Source organism: Paenibacillus sp. FSL W8-0186 (assembly GCF_037969765.1).
Lineage (GTDB): Bacteria > Bacillota > Bacilli > Paenibacillales > Paenibacillaceae > Fontibacillus > Fontibacillus woosongensis.
In genome coordinates this window covers 2525310-2544263 of the sequence record NZ_CP150207.1, presented here as the reverse complement: position 1 = coordinate 2544263, position 18954 = coordinate 2525310, and the positions used below count along the sequence as shown (strand labels likewise).

Genomic DNA, 18954 nt, shown 5'->3' with positions numbered 1-18954 from the left:
ATGCATACACATACAGGTAAAGCATTGTTTAAATACGCCTTGACGGCAAAAAATACATTTATCCTTGCCCTGGTCATGCTGGCGATCGGCGTTGCCGCCGATCTGGCCGGCCCCTTCATCGCCCGCTCGATGATCGATGATCACATGCTGGCGATCGAGCGGCCTTTTTACGAGACATCCGGGCCCGGCAAAGAAACTGTTTCTTATGATGGACGTTACTTCAAGCGCGGAGACCGCTTTGCCGCTGAAGAAGCCAAAGGCCAGGAGGTTCGTATTCTGCAGACGGGCAAGATCTTCGTCTTCATTGACGAGCCTGTGGCAAACCCAAGCGGGGACCGCCGTTTTCAGGATGGCATGCTGACCATTGATTATAACGGGAACAAATCCGAGTATCCGGCAGTCAAGCTGACAAAAACGGAATTATTCGCATTCTATCAACCGGAAGTTCCCGGCATTCTGACATTGGTCGGCTGGTATTTCGCCTTTCTGGCGGTCGGCATCGTCATGGAGTTCGGCAAAACCTACTGGCTGCAATCTTCCGCAAACAAGGTCATTCAGAAGCTACGCGTTGATGTATATAGCCATATTCAGCGCCTGCCAGTCAACTACTTTGACAACCTGCCGGCTGGCAAGGTCGTTTCTCGGGTAACGAACGATACCGAGGCGGTCAAAGATTTGTTTATCGCCGTTCTCTCCAATTTCTTCTCGGGCGTGATAAACATGCTGGGGGTGTACGTAGCCCTGTTCCTGCTCGATGTCAGGCTGGGACTCATATGCCTTTTCGTCGTGCCGGTCATTTGGATTTGGGTTGTGCTCTACCGAAAATTTGCTACCAAATACAACACCATCATCCGTTCGCGGCTGAGCGAAATCAACGCAATAATCAACGAATCGATTCAAGGCATGTCGATCATCCGGATATTCCGGCGCGAAGAGCAAACCAAGGAAGAATTCGAAAACCTGAACAACGATTACATGAAGCACCAAAACAAGATGCTCAACCTGAATGCCTTGACCTCGCATAATCTCGTCAACGTCATCCGCAGCTTGTCGTTTGCGATCGTCCTATGGTATTTCGGCTCGGCTCAATTGACCGGAGCAGGAATTATTTCCCTTGGTGTGCTGTACGCCTTCGTGGATGTGCTCGGCCGGTTATTTCAGCCGATTACCGGCATGGTCAATCAGCTTGCGGCGCTGGACTCATCCATGGTGTCCGCCGGCCGCGTATTCAAGCTGATGGATGAGCCTGGCGAGCCTGTCACTGACGGCGGAATGCCGCGCTACAAAGGGAATGTCGAGTTCAAAAACGTCTCCTTCGCCTACAAGAAGGATTACGTGCTCAAAAATATTAATTTTGAGGCAAAGCAAGGGCAGACCGTCGCCTTGGTAGGGCATACCGGCTCAGGCAAAAGCTCGATCATCAATTTGCTATTCCGTTTCTATGATCCTCAGAAGGGAACGATTACGATTGACGGCCAGAATGTCACCGAACTGCCGAAGCAATGGATTCGCCAGCATATGGGCATCGTCCTGCAGGACCCGTACTTATTTACGGGTACGATCGCTTCGAATGTAAGCCTCGGTGACGAGCGGATCAGCCGGGCTAGCGTTGAAAAGGCTTTGGCCGATGTAGGCGCAACGCGTATTCTGCAGCATCTGCCTAAAGGCATCGATGAGCCCGTAGTGGAGAAAGGAAGCACACTATCCGCCGGAGAGCGGCAGCTGATTTCCTTTGCCAGAGCATTGGCCTTCGATCCAGCGATCCTGATTCTGGATGAAGCGACGGCCAATATCGATACCGAGACAGAGGCGCTGATCCAGTCCGCGTTAGAAGTGCTTAAGCGCGGCCGTACGACATTCATCATCGCCCACCGCCTATCGACGATCCGCAGCGCCGACCAAATTCTCGTGCTGCATCGAGGCGAAATCGTGGAACGGGGTACCCATGAAGAGCTGCTCGCCCTAGGCGGGAGATACTATCAAATGTATCGCCTGCAGCTGGGCGCAGCGGAAGAAGCGACATCAGAGCCGCTTCCACAGCACGCAGGTGCGGCGGCTACGCGGGCAGCGGTTAACCCGAGCTAAACTACTAGCCTGGCCAGAATTAACATGGTATGAACTTACTAGTCCTGAACTATCCTGAGATGAACCAATTTGGCTTAAGCTGAGTAAAACTGACCTGATCTACCTGCCCTAACCTGCCGGTAAACACACTGGGATCTGCATCAATAGAAGGCGGCTTCGCCTAACGAATCTTGAGCACGCTAATCCCTCATTTTCGGCATAGTACCGGTTGTAACGAATCTATATACCGCTATTTGACTCAAATGCGTTATCTTTGCGTGGTTATGAGGCCAATAAGGATACAAGGGTTCGTTACAATTTCAGAATGTTTGATTCGAGCCAGTTAGCGCCTCTTAGGTTCGTTAGCGCCACCGCGATACGGTAATCGAGACTTCCTCAGGTCCGATAGGTTTTGATCCATGTTACATCCCTGTTACATCTATACGTGTTGCGCTATCTCCGAATCAATAATTCTAAAAACAAGGGCAGCCCGGAGCCATCAAAAATGGCTTAGGGCTGCCCCTTGTTTTTATTTTTTCAGCGGTTTAATAACCACTTCATATTGGCTGGATACATACGTTTCCGTCTTGGAATCCGTAATGACCTGCGGGTAGAACTTGCCAGGGTCTGGCGATAACAGCTCGTAATATACAACCGCGGTCTTAGCCTTGAACTCAATTTTGGCTACGGCAATGCCATAGCCCGGATGAGGCTGATTCGCCCGGGTTAGGACGACTTTATTCACCTGGTCATTCACCTTCTCGGTTTGATAAGAAACCTGGTTCAACTGCTGGTCGTCGTCTTTGTCCGGAATAACGTTGTCTTTATGCTGCTGAACAAACTCAGCGGCTTGGTATACAAGGCGGGCGGCTTCAATTCGGGTAATCGGCGTTTTGGGATGGAATTTTCCGTCGTCATCCAGCGACGCAATTTTCGTCAGCAGCAGCGTTTGGATGTTGCTCATGTAATCCGGATTTACCTGATCCGAATCGGCGATGTTCACATACATCATAATTACCGGATAATTGCCGGTCGCAGCTATGCCCTGCATGAGCATATTGGCAAAAGCTTCGCGGCTCAGCTTCTCATTCGGCTTGAAATTCGCGGGCAATTGAATGCCGTTGTCTTTGGCAATCTGCAGCGACTCGGAATACCAGAACGCCGCACCGCCTTTTACGCCAGGGCTGGCTTTGCTTTTGCCCTTCAAATCCAGCGCCTGCACGATCATTCGCACACCCTGCGCCCCGGTAAGCTGGCTTTTCGGCGCGAATTTCTCCTTGGTCATGCCATGGATAATGCCCCTTTCATGCAGAGACTTCGTAATTGCCGTGTCCCTTCCCTCGACGTCCTGGAAGGCAGCTGCCGAGGAGGCCAGGAGCAGCGAGCCGGACAACAGGAGCGCAGCTGTCAGCTTCAATTTTGGATTCATCATTAGTCATCACCTCTGCCCTCTCTGACGCAAAGGGGGTCCGGAAGGTTTCAACGTTACAGGAAAAATCCACCGATAAACCGAACGGACTCCCGCCTTATCCCCAGCTTTAGGCTGCCGTAATCATACCGCGGCAAATTTCCGCACACCTGCGGCATGACTGCTCGCATTGCTTGCAATGATGATGTTCGTGCTTTCCGCATTCCTCTGCGCAAGCATCGCAGGCTTTCGCGCACAGTTCACAGAGCTCTTTTGCAAAAGGCGTGCTGCGCGATAGCGCTTCTGCAACAAAAGAACAGATCTCCGCACATTCCCGGTCAAGTCGTATACATTCCCGCAGCATCGCCAAATCGTATTCCTTCAAGCTGGAGACATAGCAGTAATTGCATGCATTCATGCACTCTAGGCAAGCTTGGATGCATTCCCTGTATTTTTCCTGAATCATAGTCCTATTCCCTCCTGAAGATGTAGTATCCGCGAACAAACTCTTTATTACACTAACCAGGAAGACGGTGAAATGAAACGAAGCAGGACGATCTGCTAAATATTGGCTGGACTCAGAGAGATCATGCCTCCAGCTCGCGAAGCTGGTCTGCCAGCTTGTTTTTATCGAAATGCTCACCAATGAACACGACGACATCCGGCACATTGCCTTGAGGCGTTATTTTCAAATAATCCGGTTCACGGTAAGCATATTGGAACAAAAAACGGCTGGACGTGTCGGAGAAGCTCAACACGCCTTTGGCCCGGTAGACCTCCCGGGGAAGCTCGGCGATGAAGCTCTCGAATCGCTCGCTGTTAACAGGCCCTTGAAAATAATGGCTGTATACGGTGACGTGTTCATGAGTATGATGCAGATGCCCATGAGCTACCCCATGTCCATGAATGCTGCTGTCAGCATGCTCTCCGCACTGACAATCGCCGCCGTGACTGCAGGATGACGCATGTTCTTTATGTTCGCGATCATGGATTCCTTGCAGATCATCATACAATGTCATAAGGTGTTCGATATTCACACCGCATTTAACGGCGGGCAGAAGCTCCGCATATGGATTCAACCGCCGCAGCAAATCCTCGATTTCCTGCAATTGCCCGCTCTGCAATCTGTCGATTTTGTTGACGATCAGAACGGAACCGCAGCGAATCTGCTCCATCATCAGCCGATAGGTCTTTCCTTTCTGCGCCGCATGCAGCTCCAGGAAATGGGCCGAATCCACGACCGTCATCATCGGCTTGATATCGATTTTGGCTGTTAAGGAAACTTCGGTTACGGCGTCCAATATTTCGAGCGGATTAGCTGCTCCTGTAGCCTCGATCACGATGACATCCGGCCGCTCATCCCGAATGAGCTCGAACATTTGCACGCTGAGGTCTCCCCGAACCGTACAGCAGATGCATCCGCCAAGCATCTCCGCCATCGGCACCTCATCTCCGACAATCAAACCATCCAAATTGATATCGCCAATTTCGTTCATGATAATTGCCGGTTTTAAGCCTTGCTCCTTCCAGTATGACAGCATCCGCTGCAGCAGCGTCGTTTTCCCGCTCCCGAGAAACCCGGACAATATGTAAACCGGCGTGGCTTGATTCAAATTCGCTTGTGACATCTCCTAACCCCCATATGAATTTCACATTCCATGAGAGCGAGTTTACACCAAGCCATCTTGGGATGCAACCTGTGATTCGCCGAATAGTTCCGGGTAAATATGTTAAAATAGGTTATTGAATTATCCTTCAACCATTTCAGACCCGAAAGGAAACGATAACATGAAATCCGTAGAACAACACCGTCAGGAAGCGCCCCAGCAAGTTTCCTGCATGATTGTGACCGTGTCCGATACCCGGACTACTGAAAATGACACCAGCGGGAAATTGATACGGCAGCTATTGGAAGCCGGCGGCTGCAAGGTCGTGAAGTACGTGATTATCAAAGACGAATACGACCAGATTCGCCAGCTCCTCCGTGAAGCGGCTTCCGACCGCAGCATCGAAGCGGTCCTGCTTAGCGGAGGCACGGGAATATCGCCCCGGGATACCACATATGAAGCGGTACGCAGCCTGCTGAATAAAGAAATGCCCGGGTTCGGTGAAATTTTCCGTTACTTAAGCTTTACGGAGGATATCGGCTCGGCAGCTATACTAAGCCGCGCGATTGCCGGCACGATCAGCAATATGGCCGTCTTCTCCATGCCCGGCTCTCAGGCTGCCGTCAAGCTTGCCATGGAGCGAATCATCATGCCCGAGCTTCGACATGTCATGCGCGAAATCAATAAGAAATAAAACCCGCGTTAAGGATTAGCTATCCGGTTCAGCAACTCGTCGAACACGGCCCGCATATTTTCGGTATATTTGTGATCAGGCATCCCGTTTGATGCATATACGAATGCGGTTTTGCCGCGTGTGGCAATGACTGCTGGCTGATTGGCCGCTTTTGAACGAATCTCTCCGGTGCCATAGATTTCAGCCATTTCCCGGATCCGCTTCTCCTCGGACGGATAAACATACACGATCACGAAATGGCGAGGGTCACTATCAATTAAGTAATTGTAGGTGATCGTACCGTCCAGCGTTTCGGCGTAGGTTTCTCTGGTCAGCCTAATTCCGTGTTTGGCGCTCTCGCTGATTAAATGATGAAGCAGCGCTTTGTTTAACGTTTTTCCCTGTGTGGCTTGTCTCTGGTTTCCCTTCTGGTACGTTCTCATCTGCACGCGGTCGAGCTCTTCTTTGGCAATGCGGTTCGAGCCGCTCCGGCATCCCGCCATTACAACCGCCGTCCCCAGAATGAGCATAACGACATATAGGCCGGCCTTCCGCCTTTTCATCGTAACCCCTTCTTTCCATGCGCTTTAACAGCTTTAGAATTACGATTAGGTTGTCTCATCCTAGACGGTTTCATACGAGCCATCACATTGAATCAGCTGTATTAAAAAAGGGCAGCTGCTCTTCAATTGAGCAGCTGCCCTTGCGTCCCTGGCTCTCCGACGCAGAGAATCCATTTAATCACGATGGCTAGACGGATTTCAAAGATACGATTTGACGGCCTATCGCCCTGCCGTTCAGTACTGTCGCTAAAGCTTCCTCCACCTGGTTCAGATTATAGGTTGTCACACCTTCCCGAAGCAGTTGCTCTGGCTTCCATTCACTCGCCAGCTTCTGCCATAATTCCAGCCGTTTCGCCTGCGGGCAGTACACGGAATCGATGCCAAGCAAGTTAACGCCCCGCAAAATATAAGGAAAAACCGAGGCCTCATAGGTTCCGCCGCCCGTCAAACCAGACAGCGCCACCGAACCGCCATACTTAACAGTTTTCATAATCTCGCCTAGGCCCACTCCTCCAACGGGGTCGACGACAGCCGCCCAGCGGGTCTTGCCGAGCGCGCCTTTAACCTCAGCTGCAGCCGCCTCCCGTGAAATAACGGACGACGCGCCCCAGTTAAGCAAGGAGGCTTCCGTCTCAGGCTTCCCGGTCGCCGCAACAACCTCAAAGCCGAGCTTGCCCAGAATGCTCACGGCAATACTGCCAACGCCGCCTGTTGCCCCGCGAACAAGAACAGGGCCGCTGCTTGGCTGAAGCCCGTTATGGATCAATCGATCCACAGATAAGGCAGCGGTAAAACCTGCGGTTCCCAGCGCCATGCTCTCCCTAAGGGTTAGTCCCTCGGGCAGCTTGACGAGCCATTCTGCCGGAACGCGGGCAATTTCGGCATATCCTCCGTCATGAGAAACTCCTAGGCCGTAGCCTGTGCTCAACACCTCATCTCCCGGCTGAAAATCCGGGCTGGACGAAGCGGTCACCTTGCCGGCCAAATCGATGCCTAGAATTCGCGGATAGCTGCTGACCACCTTGCCCTTTGGGCTGCTGGCCAGGCCATCCTTGTAATTGACGCTGGAGTAGTGCACTTCAACCTCAACGTCGCTCTCTAGCAAATCGGAAATCTGAACCGTTTCGACGCCTGCGGAGAAGCCATCTTCATTCTGATTTACGCGATACGCGCGAAATGAAGTTTTCTTTTCCACGGGATGCCTCCTTTCGTTACGCTCGTTTATAACTCTTGCTTCATCTACCATCCTTCATTCTTAGTCTTTGAGACTACAAATACGGATGCTCATGCTTCGCCAATAACACTTGCCATCTCCGGTTCACTTCGCGCTCGAACTCGGCTAATGCTCCACTGTTCTCCGGCTTCGTGAGATGGCGGGTCTTGCCCATCGTCTTGAGCCAATCTACCAATGGAACGCGTTTGCCCTTTTCTTCCGGATTGTAGGTAATCGTCGTACTGCCATGCTCCACTTCATAGAGCGGGAAAAAGCAGGAATTCACCGCGGCGTCCACGATGTTCGTGCCCTCATCATCAGGGCTGATCCAGTTAAGCGGACATGCTATCAATATTTTACCATATACAAGCCCTTCGTTCTGAGCATACCATTGAGCTTTGGCCGCCTTCTTGACCAAATCCTGCGGATAGGCTTCGCTTCCGGTGAATACGTAAGGGATGTTCGTCGCCGCCATAATCTGCGCCGTATCTTTGTGATGGAACACTTTCCCTTTTTGCACCGAGCCGATATTCGAAGTTGAAGTCCGATGACCTAACGGCGTTGAATAAGATAGCTGAGCCCCTGTGTTCATATACCCTTCATTATCGTATTCGATAATAATCATCCGATGATTGCGAAGCGCAGCGCCAATGGCCGGTCCCATGCCGATATCCATTCCGCCGTCGCCGGTTACCATGACAAAGGTGAAGTCATCCTGAAGGCCGAGGTGATCTAGCTCTCCCCGGCGCTTGCGCTCCCAGAACATCTCAACTACCCCGGATAAGGTTGCAGCCCCGTTTTGGAACAGGTTGTGGATATAGGTTGCCTTATGTGAGGAGTACGGATACCCGGTTGTAACGACCATAGCACAGCCGGTATGAAACAGCGCGACGATGTCGCCCTCGATCCCTTTAAAAAACAGCTCCAGTCCGGAAAAAATGCCACAGCCCGGACACGCCCCATGCCCTGGCGCAATGCGCTTCGGCTTCTTCGTCAAAGCACGCAGCGGCGGTATGCGCACGCCCAGCTTCCCGGTCTCCTCATTTTTGGTTACCTGAATCAGGCCGGTCTTCAAATCCTCGAAGCGAAGCGGGTTCAGCACCCGTTTAGGCGCCTTGTCAGGATCCCCCGGCGTATGTCCGTAATAATCGAACGGGATGTCGACCTTTTGCTTCTTCGCCGCCTCGATCGCCAAGGAGAACAAATGATGGCCGTCCTCAGCGTAAAATTCCTTCCCGCCCAAACCGTATACGCGGCTGACCACCTGGGTTATCGTATTGCCATACGTATATAGCGCCGCTTTGATTTCATTAGTCATATTGCCGCCATGCGCTCCATAAGAATCAGCACGGTCGCCTACCGTAACCGCCTTTACGTTTTTGAGCGCCTCAGCGATTTGCCGCTGCGGGAACGGTCGAATCATGTTGGGTGCAATCGAACCTGCCTTGATGCCTTGGCTCCGCAAGCTGTCAACTACGTCCTTGATGATTTCCGAAGCCGAATTCATAAGAAATACCGCAACCTCAGCATCCTCCATCCGATACAGATCAAGCAGCTCATATTTTCTGCCTGTCAGCAGCTCATATTCTTCCGCAATGCGTTCAAACACTTCTTCAGCCCGGTACATCGCCTGAGACTGCTGATAACAGTTGTTGATATAATCAGGCTCGTTCATGTATGGGCCGACGGTAATCGGGTTGTTGCGGTCCAGTGTATGCGGGAAACCGGCAGGCTGCTCGCCGATAAACCGCTGCACGTCCTCGCGGTTGGCGAACGTATGCACCCGGCGTTTCTGATGCGAGGTAAAATATCCGTCCGAAGCTACAAGCACAGGCAGCCTCACTGCCGGATCCTCTGCCAGCTTGATCGCCATAATATTCATGTCATATACGGCCTGCGGATCACGGCACATTAAGATCGGCCAACCCGTATTTAGCGCAAAATACAAGTCGGAATGGTCGCCGTGAATGTCCAGCGGTCCGGACACCGACCGGCATACCAGATTCATGACCATCGGGAAGCGGGTTCCGGACTGAACCGGCATCTGCTCCAGCATATACATGTACCCGTTCGCGCTCGTGGCATTGAAGACCCGGCCGCCCGCCGTGGATGCCCCATAGCAAATTCCCGCCGAGCTATGCTCCCCGTCAGAAGGAATCAGTTTGATGTCATGCTGTCCGTTCGCCTTCATCAAATCGAGAAATTGGGCAATCTCCGTGGATGGAGATATCGGAAAATATCCCATGATATGATAATTGATTTGATGGGCAGCGTATGCCGCCATTTCATTACCTGATTCATAAACGACCCGCTGCTCCACCTTGGCTGTGCCCTTCTCTTTTGCAATATCCATCGCCATGACGTTTCCGCCTTTCTTGTTATTTATTGGACTTCAACGATAGCTTTTTTGAGCCGACATTTCCCTCTTCACTGCATCGCAAAATCAAATCTATGCGGGACGCGATTGGCCGCCGCGACACCGTCTTCCTCCCGCTCACCGGATAACGCGTCCGTCGGACAGGCGTGCACGCATTTCAGGCAGCCTTTGCAGTATTGATAATCGATGCCTTGCAGGAACATCTGCAAACGCCCCTTCTTGTCCGGCTGCTCCTCCCAGACAAAGCAGTTATCCGGACAGACGGTATCACACTGGGCGCAGTGAATGCAGGCATCTAGATTGAAATGCGGCATCATTCCCGAACGCGAAATGCTTAGATCCTTCAAAATACTGTTGCCTGGATTGATTACTAGCCCGCCAATCGGCTGGGTTTCGTACCCCAAGACCGGTGTATCCGCCCGGGTAAAGGCAGGCATGCTCATTCCCTCCGGCAGCGCAAAGGTCTCAACCGTCACCTCCTGATATCCACGTTCAAAGGTTGCTATGGCAGGGGCAACCATTTGAGGATATTTGCTCTCCAGGGATTTCCGAATGACCTCCTTCATCGTTTGCGGATCCAAAAATGGACATAACCGAAACATCGCGCCGAGCATGGCCATATTAACCCGATTCTTCTCCTCCAAGGCAATGCCCGTAGCATCAACGACGGCAATCGTTCCTCCGAGCAGCTTCAGCTGCTCCTTCAGCTCTGCCGGAGTTTTGCGGGAGTTCACAAGAACGGTGCTGTCCTCATAAATGCCGCTGATCACATTGACGGTCTTCGCAAGCGCTTCCTGAAAAATGCCTACGATATGCGGCCGCTCTACGGGCGATGTATCCCGGATCGGCGTATCTAGATTACAGAAACGGATATGCGCTTTAACCGGTGATCCTTTCTTCTCTGATCCGTACGAAGAGAAGCTGACACCATTCAGCCCGGCACCCTCGACCCCAGCTTCAGCCAGCATTTTGCCGGCTAGGTTCGCGCCAAGGCCCCCTATCGATTCCAGCCGAATTTCGAAAAAACCTAACTCATTCAATTTTGGTAATTGCATGCGTCCGGACTCCCTTCTTTCGCTTATGCGAGTTCATCTACACGGTAATCATTACAGAATCAAACTATACAAAATGCCCCTTCAACATCATCGCAAATGCTTCGAGTCAAAAATACCTCGATTAATTTTTCAATTTACCATATATGGAGTGTGATGGATGTAACAAATGTCATATGGACAATTTTGAGGCAGGTGTCGAATGAAGCAAGCAACGACGCTAAAAATAGCGGTTTTTGCGCTTTCCCGAGAAATAATAACCAATGAAAAAGGCTGCTTCCTAAGCGTATGCTTAGAAAACAGCCTTGAACTATTTTGGATTGCTTCAATCTTCATGCTGGCCCATATATTCCTCGATTAGCTTCTGTTTAAGCTCCCACGCCTCCTGGCTCAGGTTGACGCGATACTTCTCCGGATTAAGCTTCCGCAAATATTCTGGCCAGAACATTTGCAGCTGCTCTTTATGATAGGCTCGGATCGTATCAAGGGTAGGCAGTTCATAGACAAGCTCCCCGTCTACAAAAATTTGCTGCTGCATCGAAATGGCCTTGTAATTTTTAACGGATTTTTTCAAATAGGGATGAACTGGATCAAACAAACGAAGCTTACCTCCGGATCTAGCCTGCTGCTCATGAGGGAAGCAGATGTAATCGGCGATCGCCTTGCCGCTCTCCTCATCGACAATACGCAAAATATCCTTTCTCCCCGGGGTCGTTACTTTTTCCGGATTGGCGGATATTTTGATCGTCGGCTCCATTACTCCGTTCCGTTCACGTTCAACAAGCTTATACACCCCGCCCAAAGCGGGCTGGTCCGCAGCCGTAATCAGCTGGGTGCCAACACCCCATATATCGATTTTCGCCCCTTGTGCCTTGAGGTTAAAGATTGTATTCTCGTCCAGGTCATTTGATGCAACGATCTGAACGTATGGAAGACCGGCTTCGTCAAGCATTTTACGGGCTTTCATCGACAGGTAAGCGAGATCTCCGCTATCCAGGCGAATGCTGCTTAGCCGCTTGCCCTTGCTCTCCAGCAGCTTTGCGGTCTTGATCGCGTTCGGCACGCCGCTGCTTAACGTGTCAAATGTATCCACGAGCAGCGAGACCTGATCAGGAAGCGCCTCAGCAAATCGTTCAAATGCCTCCAGCTCCGAGTCGAAGCTCTGCACCCAGGAGTGTGCATGCGTTCCTTTGGTCGGAATGCCAAAGATCTCTCCGGCAAGCAAATTCGAGGTCGCATCGAAGCCAGATAAATAGGCTGCTCGCGCTCCCCAAATGGCAGCATCGGCCTCCTGTGCACGCCGTGAACCGAATTCGAGCAGCACATCATTTTCGGCCACCCGCTTCACCCGTGATGCTTTAGTGGCAATCAAGGTCTGAAAGTTCATGAAATTAAGCAGTGCAGTTTCGATCAGTTGGGCCTCCATAATTGTTCCCTCTACGCGAATCAGCGGCTCGCTCGGGAACACCAAAGCTCCTTCAGGAACAGCGTAAAGATTGCCCTTAAATCGGAAATTACGGAGCAGCTCCAGAAAAGCAGGGTCGTAATTCTCTTCCTGTCTGCCCAGAAACTCGATATCGCTATCCGAAAACTGCAGATGGGATATGTACTGCACAATTCGCTCTAAACCTGCAAACACGGCATATCCGTTGCCGAAGGGCAGCTTGCGAAAATACGCCTCGAACACCGCTTTGCGTTCATGCGTGCCGTTTACCCAGTGGGCATAAATCATATTAATCTGATATTTATCCGTATGTAGCGCCAAACTTGAGCTTTGCATCTGTCTTTCATCCTCTCTGGTGTCGCAACTGCACTCATGCGCAGCTATTACTTAAGTTCATCGGCTGCTTGTCACATTTGCACCCAAAGTAGCACGAAAATGCCCGAGTGCCCATGTATGGCCTTCCGGATTAAAGCTGGCTACACCATCCTCGTAAATCGTAATGCCATAACCTTTATTATATGCATCTACAGCGGTATGCAATACGCAAATATCCGTGCAAACACCGACGATCACCACTTCGTTAATTCCCCGTTCCCGCAATTTCTGCTCGAGATCTGTGCCGCAAAAAGCGCTGTATCGCGTTTTGTCCATCCAGTAAATCCGATCCTGGTGCCGCTTGTACACGTCCGCTAACTTACCGTACAGTTCCCGTCCTTCCGTACCTCGGATGTTATGCGGCGGGAATAGCTTGGATTCCGGATGGAGCGTATCCCCATCTTCGTGCAAATCCACCGCCATGACGACAAAATCGCCCTGCTGCACATATTGCTCCGTAATTTGGCAAATCGTCGATTCGAGCAAAATCGCCGGCTCTCCTACAGGCAGCTTTCCATCGACGAAATCCTTCGTATAATCAACAACAAGCAGTGCTTTCATCCAGCTTCACCCAGCCCTTCTTCTTAATAAATTATGAACATGGAATGAACATGAAACGGCAGCTGACAAATAGTTAACTACATGAACAAAGAATCAAGATATCGCAGTCCGTTAAGTATAAATGGATAATCTTGGCGTATAATCGGTAAAACGATATAACTGCGCCGGACGCTGCGAATATTGATTGGACAGCATCGGATTCCCGTTCTCATCGCGCACTTCCTCCAAAATCCCCTGTCTGCTGCGGGTGGACGTGATTTTGCGAATGAAATTCAGCTCCGCGAAATCCGGTACAACCGTCTGAATAACCTGATAAAGCTCGCCAAGCGTAAAATGAGGCGGCAAAAACTGCTTCGCGATTGTCGTATGCAGCATCTGCTGCTGAATTCTCTTATAAGCGTCTTCTAAAATTTCACGATGATCGAACGCGAGCTGTAAATCCTCCAGCGCCTCTTTCACCGTATACAATCCGACTTCCTGGGCATCGTCCGCGGATTGGCGCTTCTCCAGCACCCACTCCTCGACTAGCGCGAAGAAAGCATGAGAGATAATCCAGCCTCGCGGGTCGCGTCCGGGCTTGCTGTACACCCCGAGATACTCCAGATGGTGACCGTCTACCCCTGTCTCCTCCTTCAACTCTCTGCGCGCGGTCTCATACAAAGACTCATCCTCTTGAGAAAATCCCCCCGGCAGCGCCCAGGCCCCGGCAAACGGCCAGCTTCTGCGGCGGATCAGCATCACCTTCAAATCGAACCTAGGAAGCGACTTCGTAGCGGCCTTGCGCTCCTGCTTGGCTAGTGTAAACATGACTATGTCCGCAGGAATTCCATCCGGTGTTCGGTATTTCTTGGCATCATAGCGATGCTGTCCCTGATCCTGTTCTTGTTCCATACTCATCATGAATCACCACATTACTCATATGATAACGTTACCTGGTGAATCACCGGGCAACATTCCGTTGAATTTGCATTACTATGAATCAGCCTTGATCCTTGCCGGAGTTCCCTTTATCCTTCGGCAGCCGGAACGTCGCTGTTGCAATGCTTCCCAATAAGCCCTCACTGTTGCGGACTTCAGCACGCAAAGTCATCGTACGGAACGTCTCATGCAGCGGATAAGCCGTCACGATCAATTCGCCCATTTGCATCGGACTCAGAAAATTTACGTTCAAATGCGTAGTTACGCCTTCCCGGCCTTCCTTGGTAGCCGTTACAAGCGTCCCCATCGCCTGATCCATCATCGCGGACAGGACGCCTCCATGGACGATGCCCATGGAATTTAGATGCGACTCGGTAGCGGTAAGGCCGATCTCCACACGCTGACTGTCTGCCGATAACAGCCGGAGGCCAAGCAGTCCCCAAAACGACTTCTCACTGCGGGACATGATATCCGTCCAATCCATTATCGTTCTCCCTTCTGTATGGATTGACGCGGTCAACCCTTTCTTGATGTATTATTCCTAAGATGCCTTTATTCAAACAATCATTACGCATATATTTCATGATATTAATAAAATACGGATGGTGAATCGTCAAAAAAAGTGCGAAGGGTAAGCCTCCGCACAGTTTCATGATGACTTACTCGCCGTATCCTGAAGCCGGAGCAGGTTCGCTTCCGGATTCAACATTAACCTTCTCGGATACCGTATCCCGGATTACCGAAATGACGAGCTGCAGCAAATAATTAATATCGCTCTGGCTTTGCTGGAATTCGGTCACGAGTGGTATTTCATCCAGCTCGTCCTGAAGCTCATCGATCTCCCGCTCAATTTTGTCAACCATCGCTTGATTCTGGAAGCTTTGGAAGGCAACGATTTCCTTCTGCTTCTTCTTGATGGCGCTGATTAGCGTTTGCACTCTTTCATGCTTCCGGATCAGCTGCTCAGCCTTCTGGAAATGCTGAACCTCCTCGCTTGTCCCGATCAGCTCTGCGAGCTCTTTTGCTTTTGCCATAATATCTTCGCGAATGACGAGATCGCGGGAATCAAATTTCGGAATTCCACAATCGGTCGTGTGGTTATGCTCTTGTCCCAATGCTCTTTCCTCCCAACTAAATTCAAGCCATGTATTTCATACACAATCCAATCTGTATTTCATCCTATTCATTAAGCGGAGGTAACCGCTTCTGACACGATATTCCCTTTAATATACCATGTCATTGGATCGGTAATTTCCACTTGTACGAACTTGCCGATCAAATCCTTGCCGCCCTCAAAATGGACCAGCTTGTTGCTGCGTGTCCGGCCGGACAGCACTTCGGCATTGTTCTTGCTCTCCCCTTCGACAAGCACCTCGACGATTTTGCCTTTCATCAGGTCGTTGCTAATGCGGCAATGCTCGTTAACGACAGCGTTAAGCCGCTGCAGACGCTCTTTCTTCACTTCCATTGGAACGTTGTCTTCCATGACAGCGGCCGGCGTGCCTTCGCGCGGAGAATAAATGAATGTAAACGCGAAGTCATATCCTACCTCGCGAACCAAGGACAGCGTGTCTTCGAACTGCTCATCGGTTTCCCCAGGGAAGCCAACGATTATATCCGTTGTCAGCACCACGTCCGGTATGGCTTTCTTGATTTTGCGGACAAGCTCCAGATAATGCTCCCGCGAATATTTGCGGCTCATGCGCTTCAACACTTCGGTATTGCCCGATTGAACTGGCAGATGGATATGCTCAACCAGATTGCCGCCCTTTGCCAGCACTTCAATCAAATCGTCATCAAAATCGCGGGGATGCGATGTCGTAAAGCGAACGCGCGGAATATCAATTTGGCGGATGTCGTCCATCAAATTGGCAAACGTATAATCGATGTCGGTAAAATCCTTGCCATAGGCATTTACATTCTGTCCAAGCAAGGTGATTTCCTTGAAGCCTTGACGCGCCAAATCGCGCACCTCGGCGATGACATCCTCAGGACGGCGGCTTCGCTCCTTCCCCCGCGTAAACGGAACGATACAATAGGTGCAAAATTTATCACAGCCGTACATGATGTTGACCCAGGCTCGCATCCCTTCCCGTTTCTTCGGCAGGTTCTCGATGATGTCCCCTTCTTTGGACCATACTTCGACGACCATTTCTTTGCTGAACAAAGCTTCACGGATCAAATGAGGCAGCCGGTGAATATTATGTGTGCCAAAAATCATGTCGACGAAGCCATGCTTCTGCATAATCCGGTTCACAACGCCTTCTTCCTGCGACATGCAGCCGCATACGCCAAGGAGCAGATCTGGATTTTCCGTCTTAAGCCCCTTCAGGTGCCCAAGCTCGCCGAATACTTTATCTTCGGCATTCTCTCGGATTGCACAGGTGTTCAGCAGAATAATGTTCGCATCCTTACGCTCTTCCGTAGGGGTATAGCCCATTTCCTCAAGCAGACCCTTCATCGTCTCGGTATCATGCTCATTCATCTGGCAGCCGTACGTATAAATAATATATTTCTTGCCGTTACCGATGCCTTTCAGCTCCTTAGGCACGGCAGTGTTGTACAACACTTGAATATCCTCTTTCCCGCGCTGCTTCTCTTTGCGGTGATTGGGTTCCGAAAGAATTTGAATATCCCGTCCGCGGATTCTGATTTTCTTGCCGCTCTCGTCCTCGGAAATGACTTTGGCGTCCGAGAAATCAAAATACTTGGAGTAATCCTTCGTTTCCTTAGCCATGGTGTCGGCCCACTCCTTTAGTCAATCTATCGCTAAAACTATAACGCCATCACAAGTCATCGAAAAATGCATTACACCAAATTATAACATGCTTCTAAATTGATATCCAGACGCGATAAGGTCATTGGCGATTATTCTACAAGCTTCTTCAGCACGCACAAAAGCCCGTTCCAATTGAACGGGCTCGGCTATTGCTTTTCATTTTGCGATTAAGGAATGTCCTAGAATCCTTTGTACTGCGGCTCTTCATTTTCCAGCTGTGAAACTCTTGTTTCCACTTGGTCAACGATTTGCTGCGTTTGTTGAGCCGCAGTAGTAAACAAGTTTTTTGCATCCTTGTTTTGCGTGTTCAAAGCGAATTGCTCCAGGTTCGCTTGAGCGCTTTTTAAAGACGCCAGCGTTGTTTTTACTTGTGCTGATACTGTCATCTGATTCACCACCTTAATCTTGTAACTATGCTTTGCGCCATCATAATTTGGCCCATTTCGCACAAAACATACTGGAATCTGAGCTTCCAAATTTTGTGTTAGTAAAAAAACAGCTTCTGCGCATAATTGGGTTACCGTGTTTTAGCCGCAATGAAAGGAGTGTCAGTGTCAGTATGCAAATCTGGTTAGAGGTTGTCGTAAGAACTTTGGTTTCAATTGCAGTACTCTTTCTTCTGACCAAATTGCTTGGAAAAAGGCAAATCTCGCAGCTTTCCCTATTTGAATACATTACAGGGATCACGATTGGGGATTTGGCTGCTTATATTTCAGTGAATCATCAGGAGCAGTGGTATATTGGCGTCACCGCATTAGTCGTCTGGGTTCTCGTCTCTTTGGGAATTGAATTTTTGCAAATCAAAAGTAAAAAAGCCCGAAACGTCATCGACAACAGCTCAACGGTTCTGATTAAAGGCGGCAAAATCCTTGAAGACAATTTGAAAAAGGAAAAACTCACGAACGAGGAGCTGCTGGAACAACTGCGCAAAAAAAATATTTTCAAGGCAGCCGAAGTCGAATTTGCTGTTATCGAGCCGAGCGGAGAGATCAACGTCCTGCTAAAAAAAGAATATCAGCCTATAACCCCGTCTCATTTAGGGATAAAAGTTGCCCCGGAACCAGAGACACAGGCCGTAATTCTCGACGGGAAAATCATGGACGAACCGCTCTCTACGATCGGGTTGAACAGAGCTTGGCTTCACACTGAGCTGGAAAAACTCGGCGTAACTGTCGAAAACGTATTTGTTGGACAGGTTGACGGCACCGGTCAGTTATATGTTGACCTCTACGACGATAAAATAAGTGTTCCCGAGCCTCAGGAGAAAGCAGCTTTGCTCGCAAACTTGAAAAAGTGTGAGGCCGATCTGGAGATGTATGCTTTATCGACGGAAGAAGCGGAACCGAAACAGCTATACACGAACTGCTCCGAGCAATTGCAGCAAATCATTAAGGACGTCAAGCCGCTCTTGGCTAGATAGGAGGCAATGTGATGGGAAACAAAAATAAAAAAATGACCCCGGTTCAGCAGAAATATCAAAAACTTGCACAGTCCAAGGAACCAAAGCGCCCCGTATGGAGCAATTGCATCCGTGCTTTCCTGATCGGAGGGACCATTTGCCTGATCGGAGAAGCTATCCGGCAGGCATTCATGAAGTATGGCGGTTTTACGGATAAAGAAGCGGGCAACCCAACCGTTGCCGTGCTGATATTATTGTCTGTCATACTTACATCGTTAGGAGTATACGATAAAATCGCCCAATGGGCTGGTGCCGGCAGCGCTGTGCCCGTCACCGGCTTCGCGAATTCCATGGCCTCTTCCGCCATCGAACATCGCAGCGAAGGAATCGTCTTAGGAGTGGGTGCGGGAATGTTTAAATTAGCTGGATCTGTGATCGTATTCGGAACAGTTGCCGCGTTCATTATCGGGATTATTTACGCCATTTTCGTACCTGGATATGCAGGAGGAGGAGGTTCGTGA

General features: G+C 50.3%; 18 protein-coding genes. 4 read left to right on the top strand and 14 right to left on the bottom strand.

Annotated features, from left to right (window positions below; genetic code table 11):
* The gene (locus MKX50_RS11465; RefSeq protein ID WP_339159681.1) at positions 1 to 2085 is read left to right on the top strand and encodes an ABC transporter ATP-binding protein; all 2085 of its coding nucleotides are present in this window, start codon (positions 1 to 3) and stop codon (positions 2083 to 2085) included.
* A gap of 508 nt (positions 2086 to 2593) precedes the next feature.
* On the opposite strand, the gene MKX50_RS11460 is transcribed toward MKX50_RS11465, so the two are convergent.
* The 3 genes from MKX50_RS11460 to MKX50_RS11450 all read right to left on the bottom strand — a co-directional run bounded on the left by MKX50_RS11460 (position 2594) and on the right by MKX50_RS11450 (position 5100).
* On the bottom strand, positions 2594 to 3496 hold the full coding sequence (locus tag MKX50_RS11460) for an S-layer homology domain-containing protein (RefSeq protein ID WP_339159678.1): 903 nt from the start codon (positions 3494 to 3496) through the stop codon (positions 2594 to 2596).
* Between the two features lie 106 nt (positions 3497 to 3602).
* Complete coding sequence (locus MKX50_RS11455) at positions 3603 to 3938, bottom strand: four-helix bundle copper-binding protein (protein WP_213588545.1); 336 nt, start codon at positions 3936 to 3938, stop codon at positions 3603 to 3605.
* 121 nt (positions 3939 to 4059) lie between these two features.
* A complete protein-coding gene (locus tag MKX50_RS11450) occupies positions 4060 to 5100 on the bottom strand; it encodes a GTP-binding protein (protein WP_339159676.1) in 1041 nt (346 codons plus the stop codon).
* A gap of 160 nt (positions 5101 to 5260) precedes the next feature.
* Here MKX50_RS11450 and MKX50_RS11445 point away from each other — a divergent pair, with 160 nt between their 5' ends.
* Positions 5261 to 5773, top strand: coding sequence for a MogA/MoaB family molybdenum cofactor biosynthesis protein (locus MKX50_RS11445; RefSeq protein ID WP_213588547.1), 513 nt, complete (start codon positions 5261 to 5263; stop codon positions 5771 to 5773).
* A gap of 8 nt (positions 5774 to 5781) precedes the next feature.
* Here the strand turns inward: MKX50_RS11445 and MKX50_RS11440 are convergent, their stop codons facing one another.
* The 11 genes from MKX50_RS11440 to MKX50_RS11390 form a co-directional block, all read right to left on the bottom strand.
* On the bottom strand, positions 5782 to 6315 hold the full coding sequence (locus MKX50_RS11440; RefSeq protein ID WP_213588548.1) for a hypothetical protein: 534 nt from the start codon (positions 6313 to 6315) through the stop codon (positions 5782 to 5784).
* Positions 6316 to 6502: 187 nt separating this feature from the next.
* A complete protein-coding gene (locus MKX50_RS11435; protein WP_339159673.1) occupies positions 6503 to 7510 on the bottom strand; it encodes an acryloyl-CoA reductase in 1008 nt (335 codons plus the stop codon).
* Positions 7511 to 7583: 73 nt separating this feature from the next.
* Positions 7584 to 9887, bottom strand: coding sequence for a thiamine pyrophosphate-dependent enzyme (locus MKX50_RS11430; RefSeq protein WP_339159671.1), 2304 nt, complete (start codon positions 9885 to 9887; stop codon positions 7584 to 7586).
* Positions 9888 to 9955: 68 nt separating this feature from the next.
* A complete protein-coding gene (locus MKX50_RS11425; protein ID WP_339159670.1) occupies positions 9956 to 10960 on the bottom strand; it encodes a 2-oxoacid:acceptor oxidoreductase family protein in 1005 nt (334 codons plus the stop codon).
* A 322-nt stretch (positions 10961 to 11282) separates the two neighbouring features.
* Positions 11283 to 12737 carry a nicotinate phosphoribosyltransferase gene (locus tag MKX50_RS11420; protein WP_339159668.1) on the bottom strand — a complete coding sequence of 485 codons (1455 nt, stop codon included), beginning with the start codon at positions 12735 to 12737 and terminating at the stop codon, positions 11283 to 11285.
* A gap of 57 nt (positions 12738 to 12794) precedes the next feature.
* Positions 12795 to 13337 (bottom strand): isochorismatase family cysteine hydrolase, encoded by a 543-nt coding sequence (locus tag MKX50_RS11415; RefSeq protein ID WP_339159667.1) that lies wholly within the window; start codon positions 13335 to 13337, stop codon positions 12795 to 12797.
* 111 nt (positions 13338 to 13448) lie between these two features.
* The gene (locus MKX50_RS11410) at positions 13449 to 14234 is read right to left on the bottom strand and encodes an NUDIX domain-containing protein (protein ID WP_339160092.1); all 786 of its coding nucleotides are present in this window, start codon (positions 14232 to 14234) and stop codon (positions 13449 to 13451) included.
* Positions 14235 to 14316: 82 nt separating this feature from the next.
* Positions 14317 to 14739 (bottom strand): PaaI family thioesterase, encoded by a 423-nt coding sequence (locus MKX50_RS11405; RefSeq protein WP_155611047.1) that lies wholly within the window; start codon positions 14737 to 14739, stop codon positions 14317 to 14319.
* 175 nt (positions 14740 to 14914) lie between these two features.
* The gene (locus tag MKX50_RS11400) at positions 14915 to 15370 is read right to left on the bottom strand and encodes a YlbF family regulator (RefSeq protein ID WP_213588554.1); all 456 of its coding nucleotides are present in this window, start codon (positions 15368 to 15370) and stop codon (positions 14915 to 14917) included.
* A gap of 71 nt (positions 15371 to 15441) precedes the next feature.
* Entirely contained in the window at positions 15442 to 16992 is a 1551-nt protein-coding gene (gene miaB, locus MKX50_RS11395; protein ID WP_339159664.1) for a tRNA (N6-isopentenyl adenosine(37)-C2)-methylthiotransferase MiaB, read from the bottom strand.
* Positions 16993 to 17213: 221 nt separating this feature from the next.
* The gene (locus tag MKX50_RS11390) at positions 17214 to 17420 is read right to left on the bottom strand and encodes a DUF1657 domain-containing protein (RefSeq protein ID WP_155611044.1); all 207 of its coding nucleotides are present in this window, start codon (positions 17418 to 17420) and stop codon (positions 17214 to 17216) included.
* A gap of 173 nt (positions 17421 to 17593) precedes the next feature.
* Here MKX50_RS11390 and MKX50_RS11385 point away from each other — a divergent pair, with 173 nt between their 5' ends.
* Together MKX50_RS11385 and spoVAC are read left to right on the top strand one after the other, a co-directional pair.
* Positions 17594 to 18454: a DUF421 domain-containing protein gene (locus tag MKX50_RS11385; RefSeq protein WP_213588556.1), complete on the top strand. Its 861-nt coding sequence runs from the start codon at positions 17594 to 17596 to the stop codon at positions 18452 to 18454.
* Between the two features lie 8 nt (positions 18455 to 18462).
* Complete coding sequence (gene spoVAC, locus MKX50_RS11380) at positions 18463 to 18954, top strand: stage V sporulation protein AC (RefSeq protein ID WP_213588557.1); 492 nt, start codon at positions 18463 to 18465, stop codon at positions 18952 to 18954.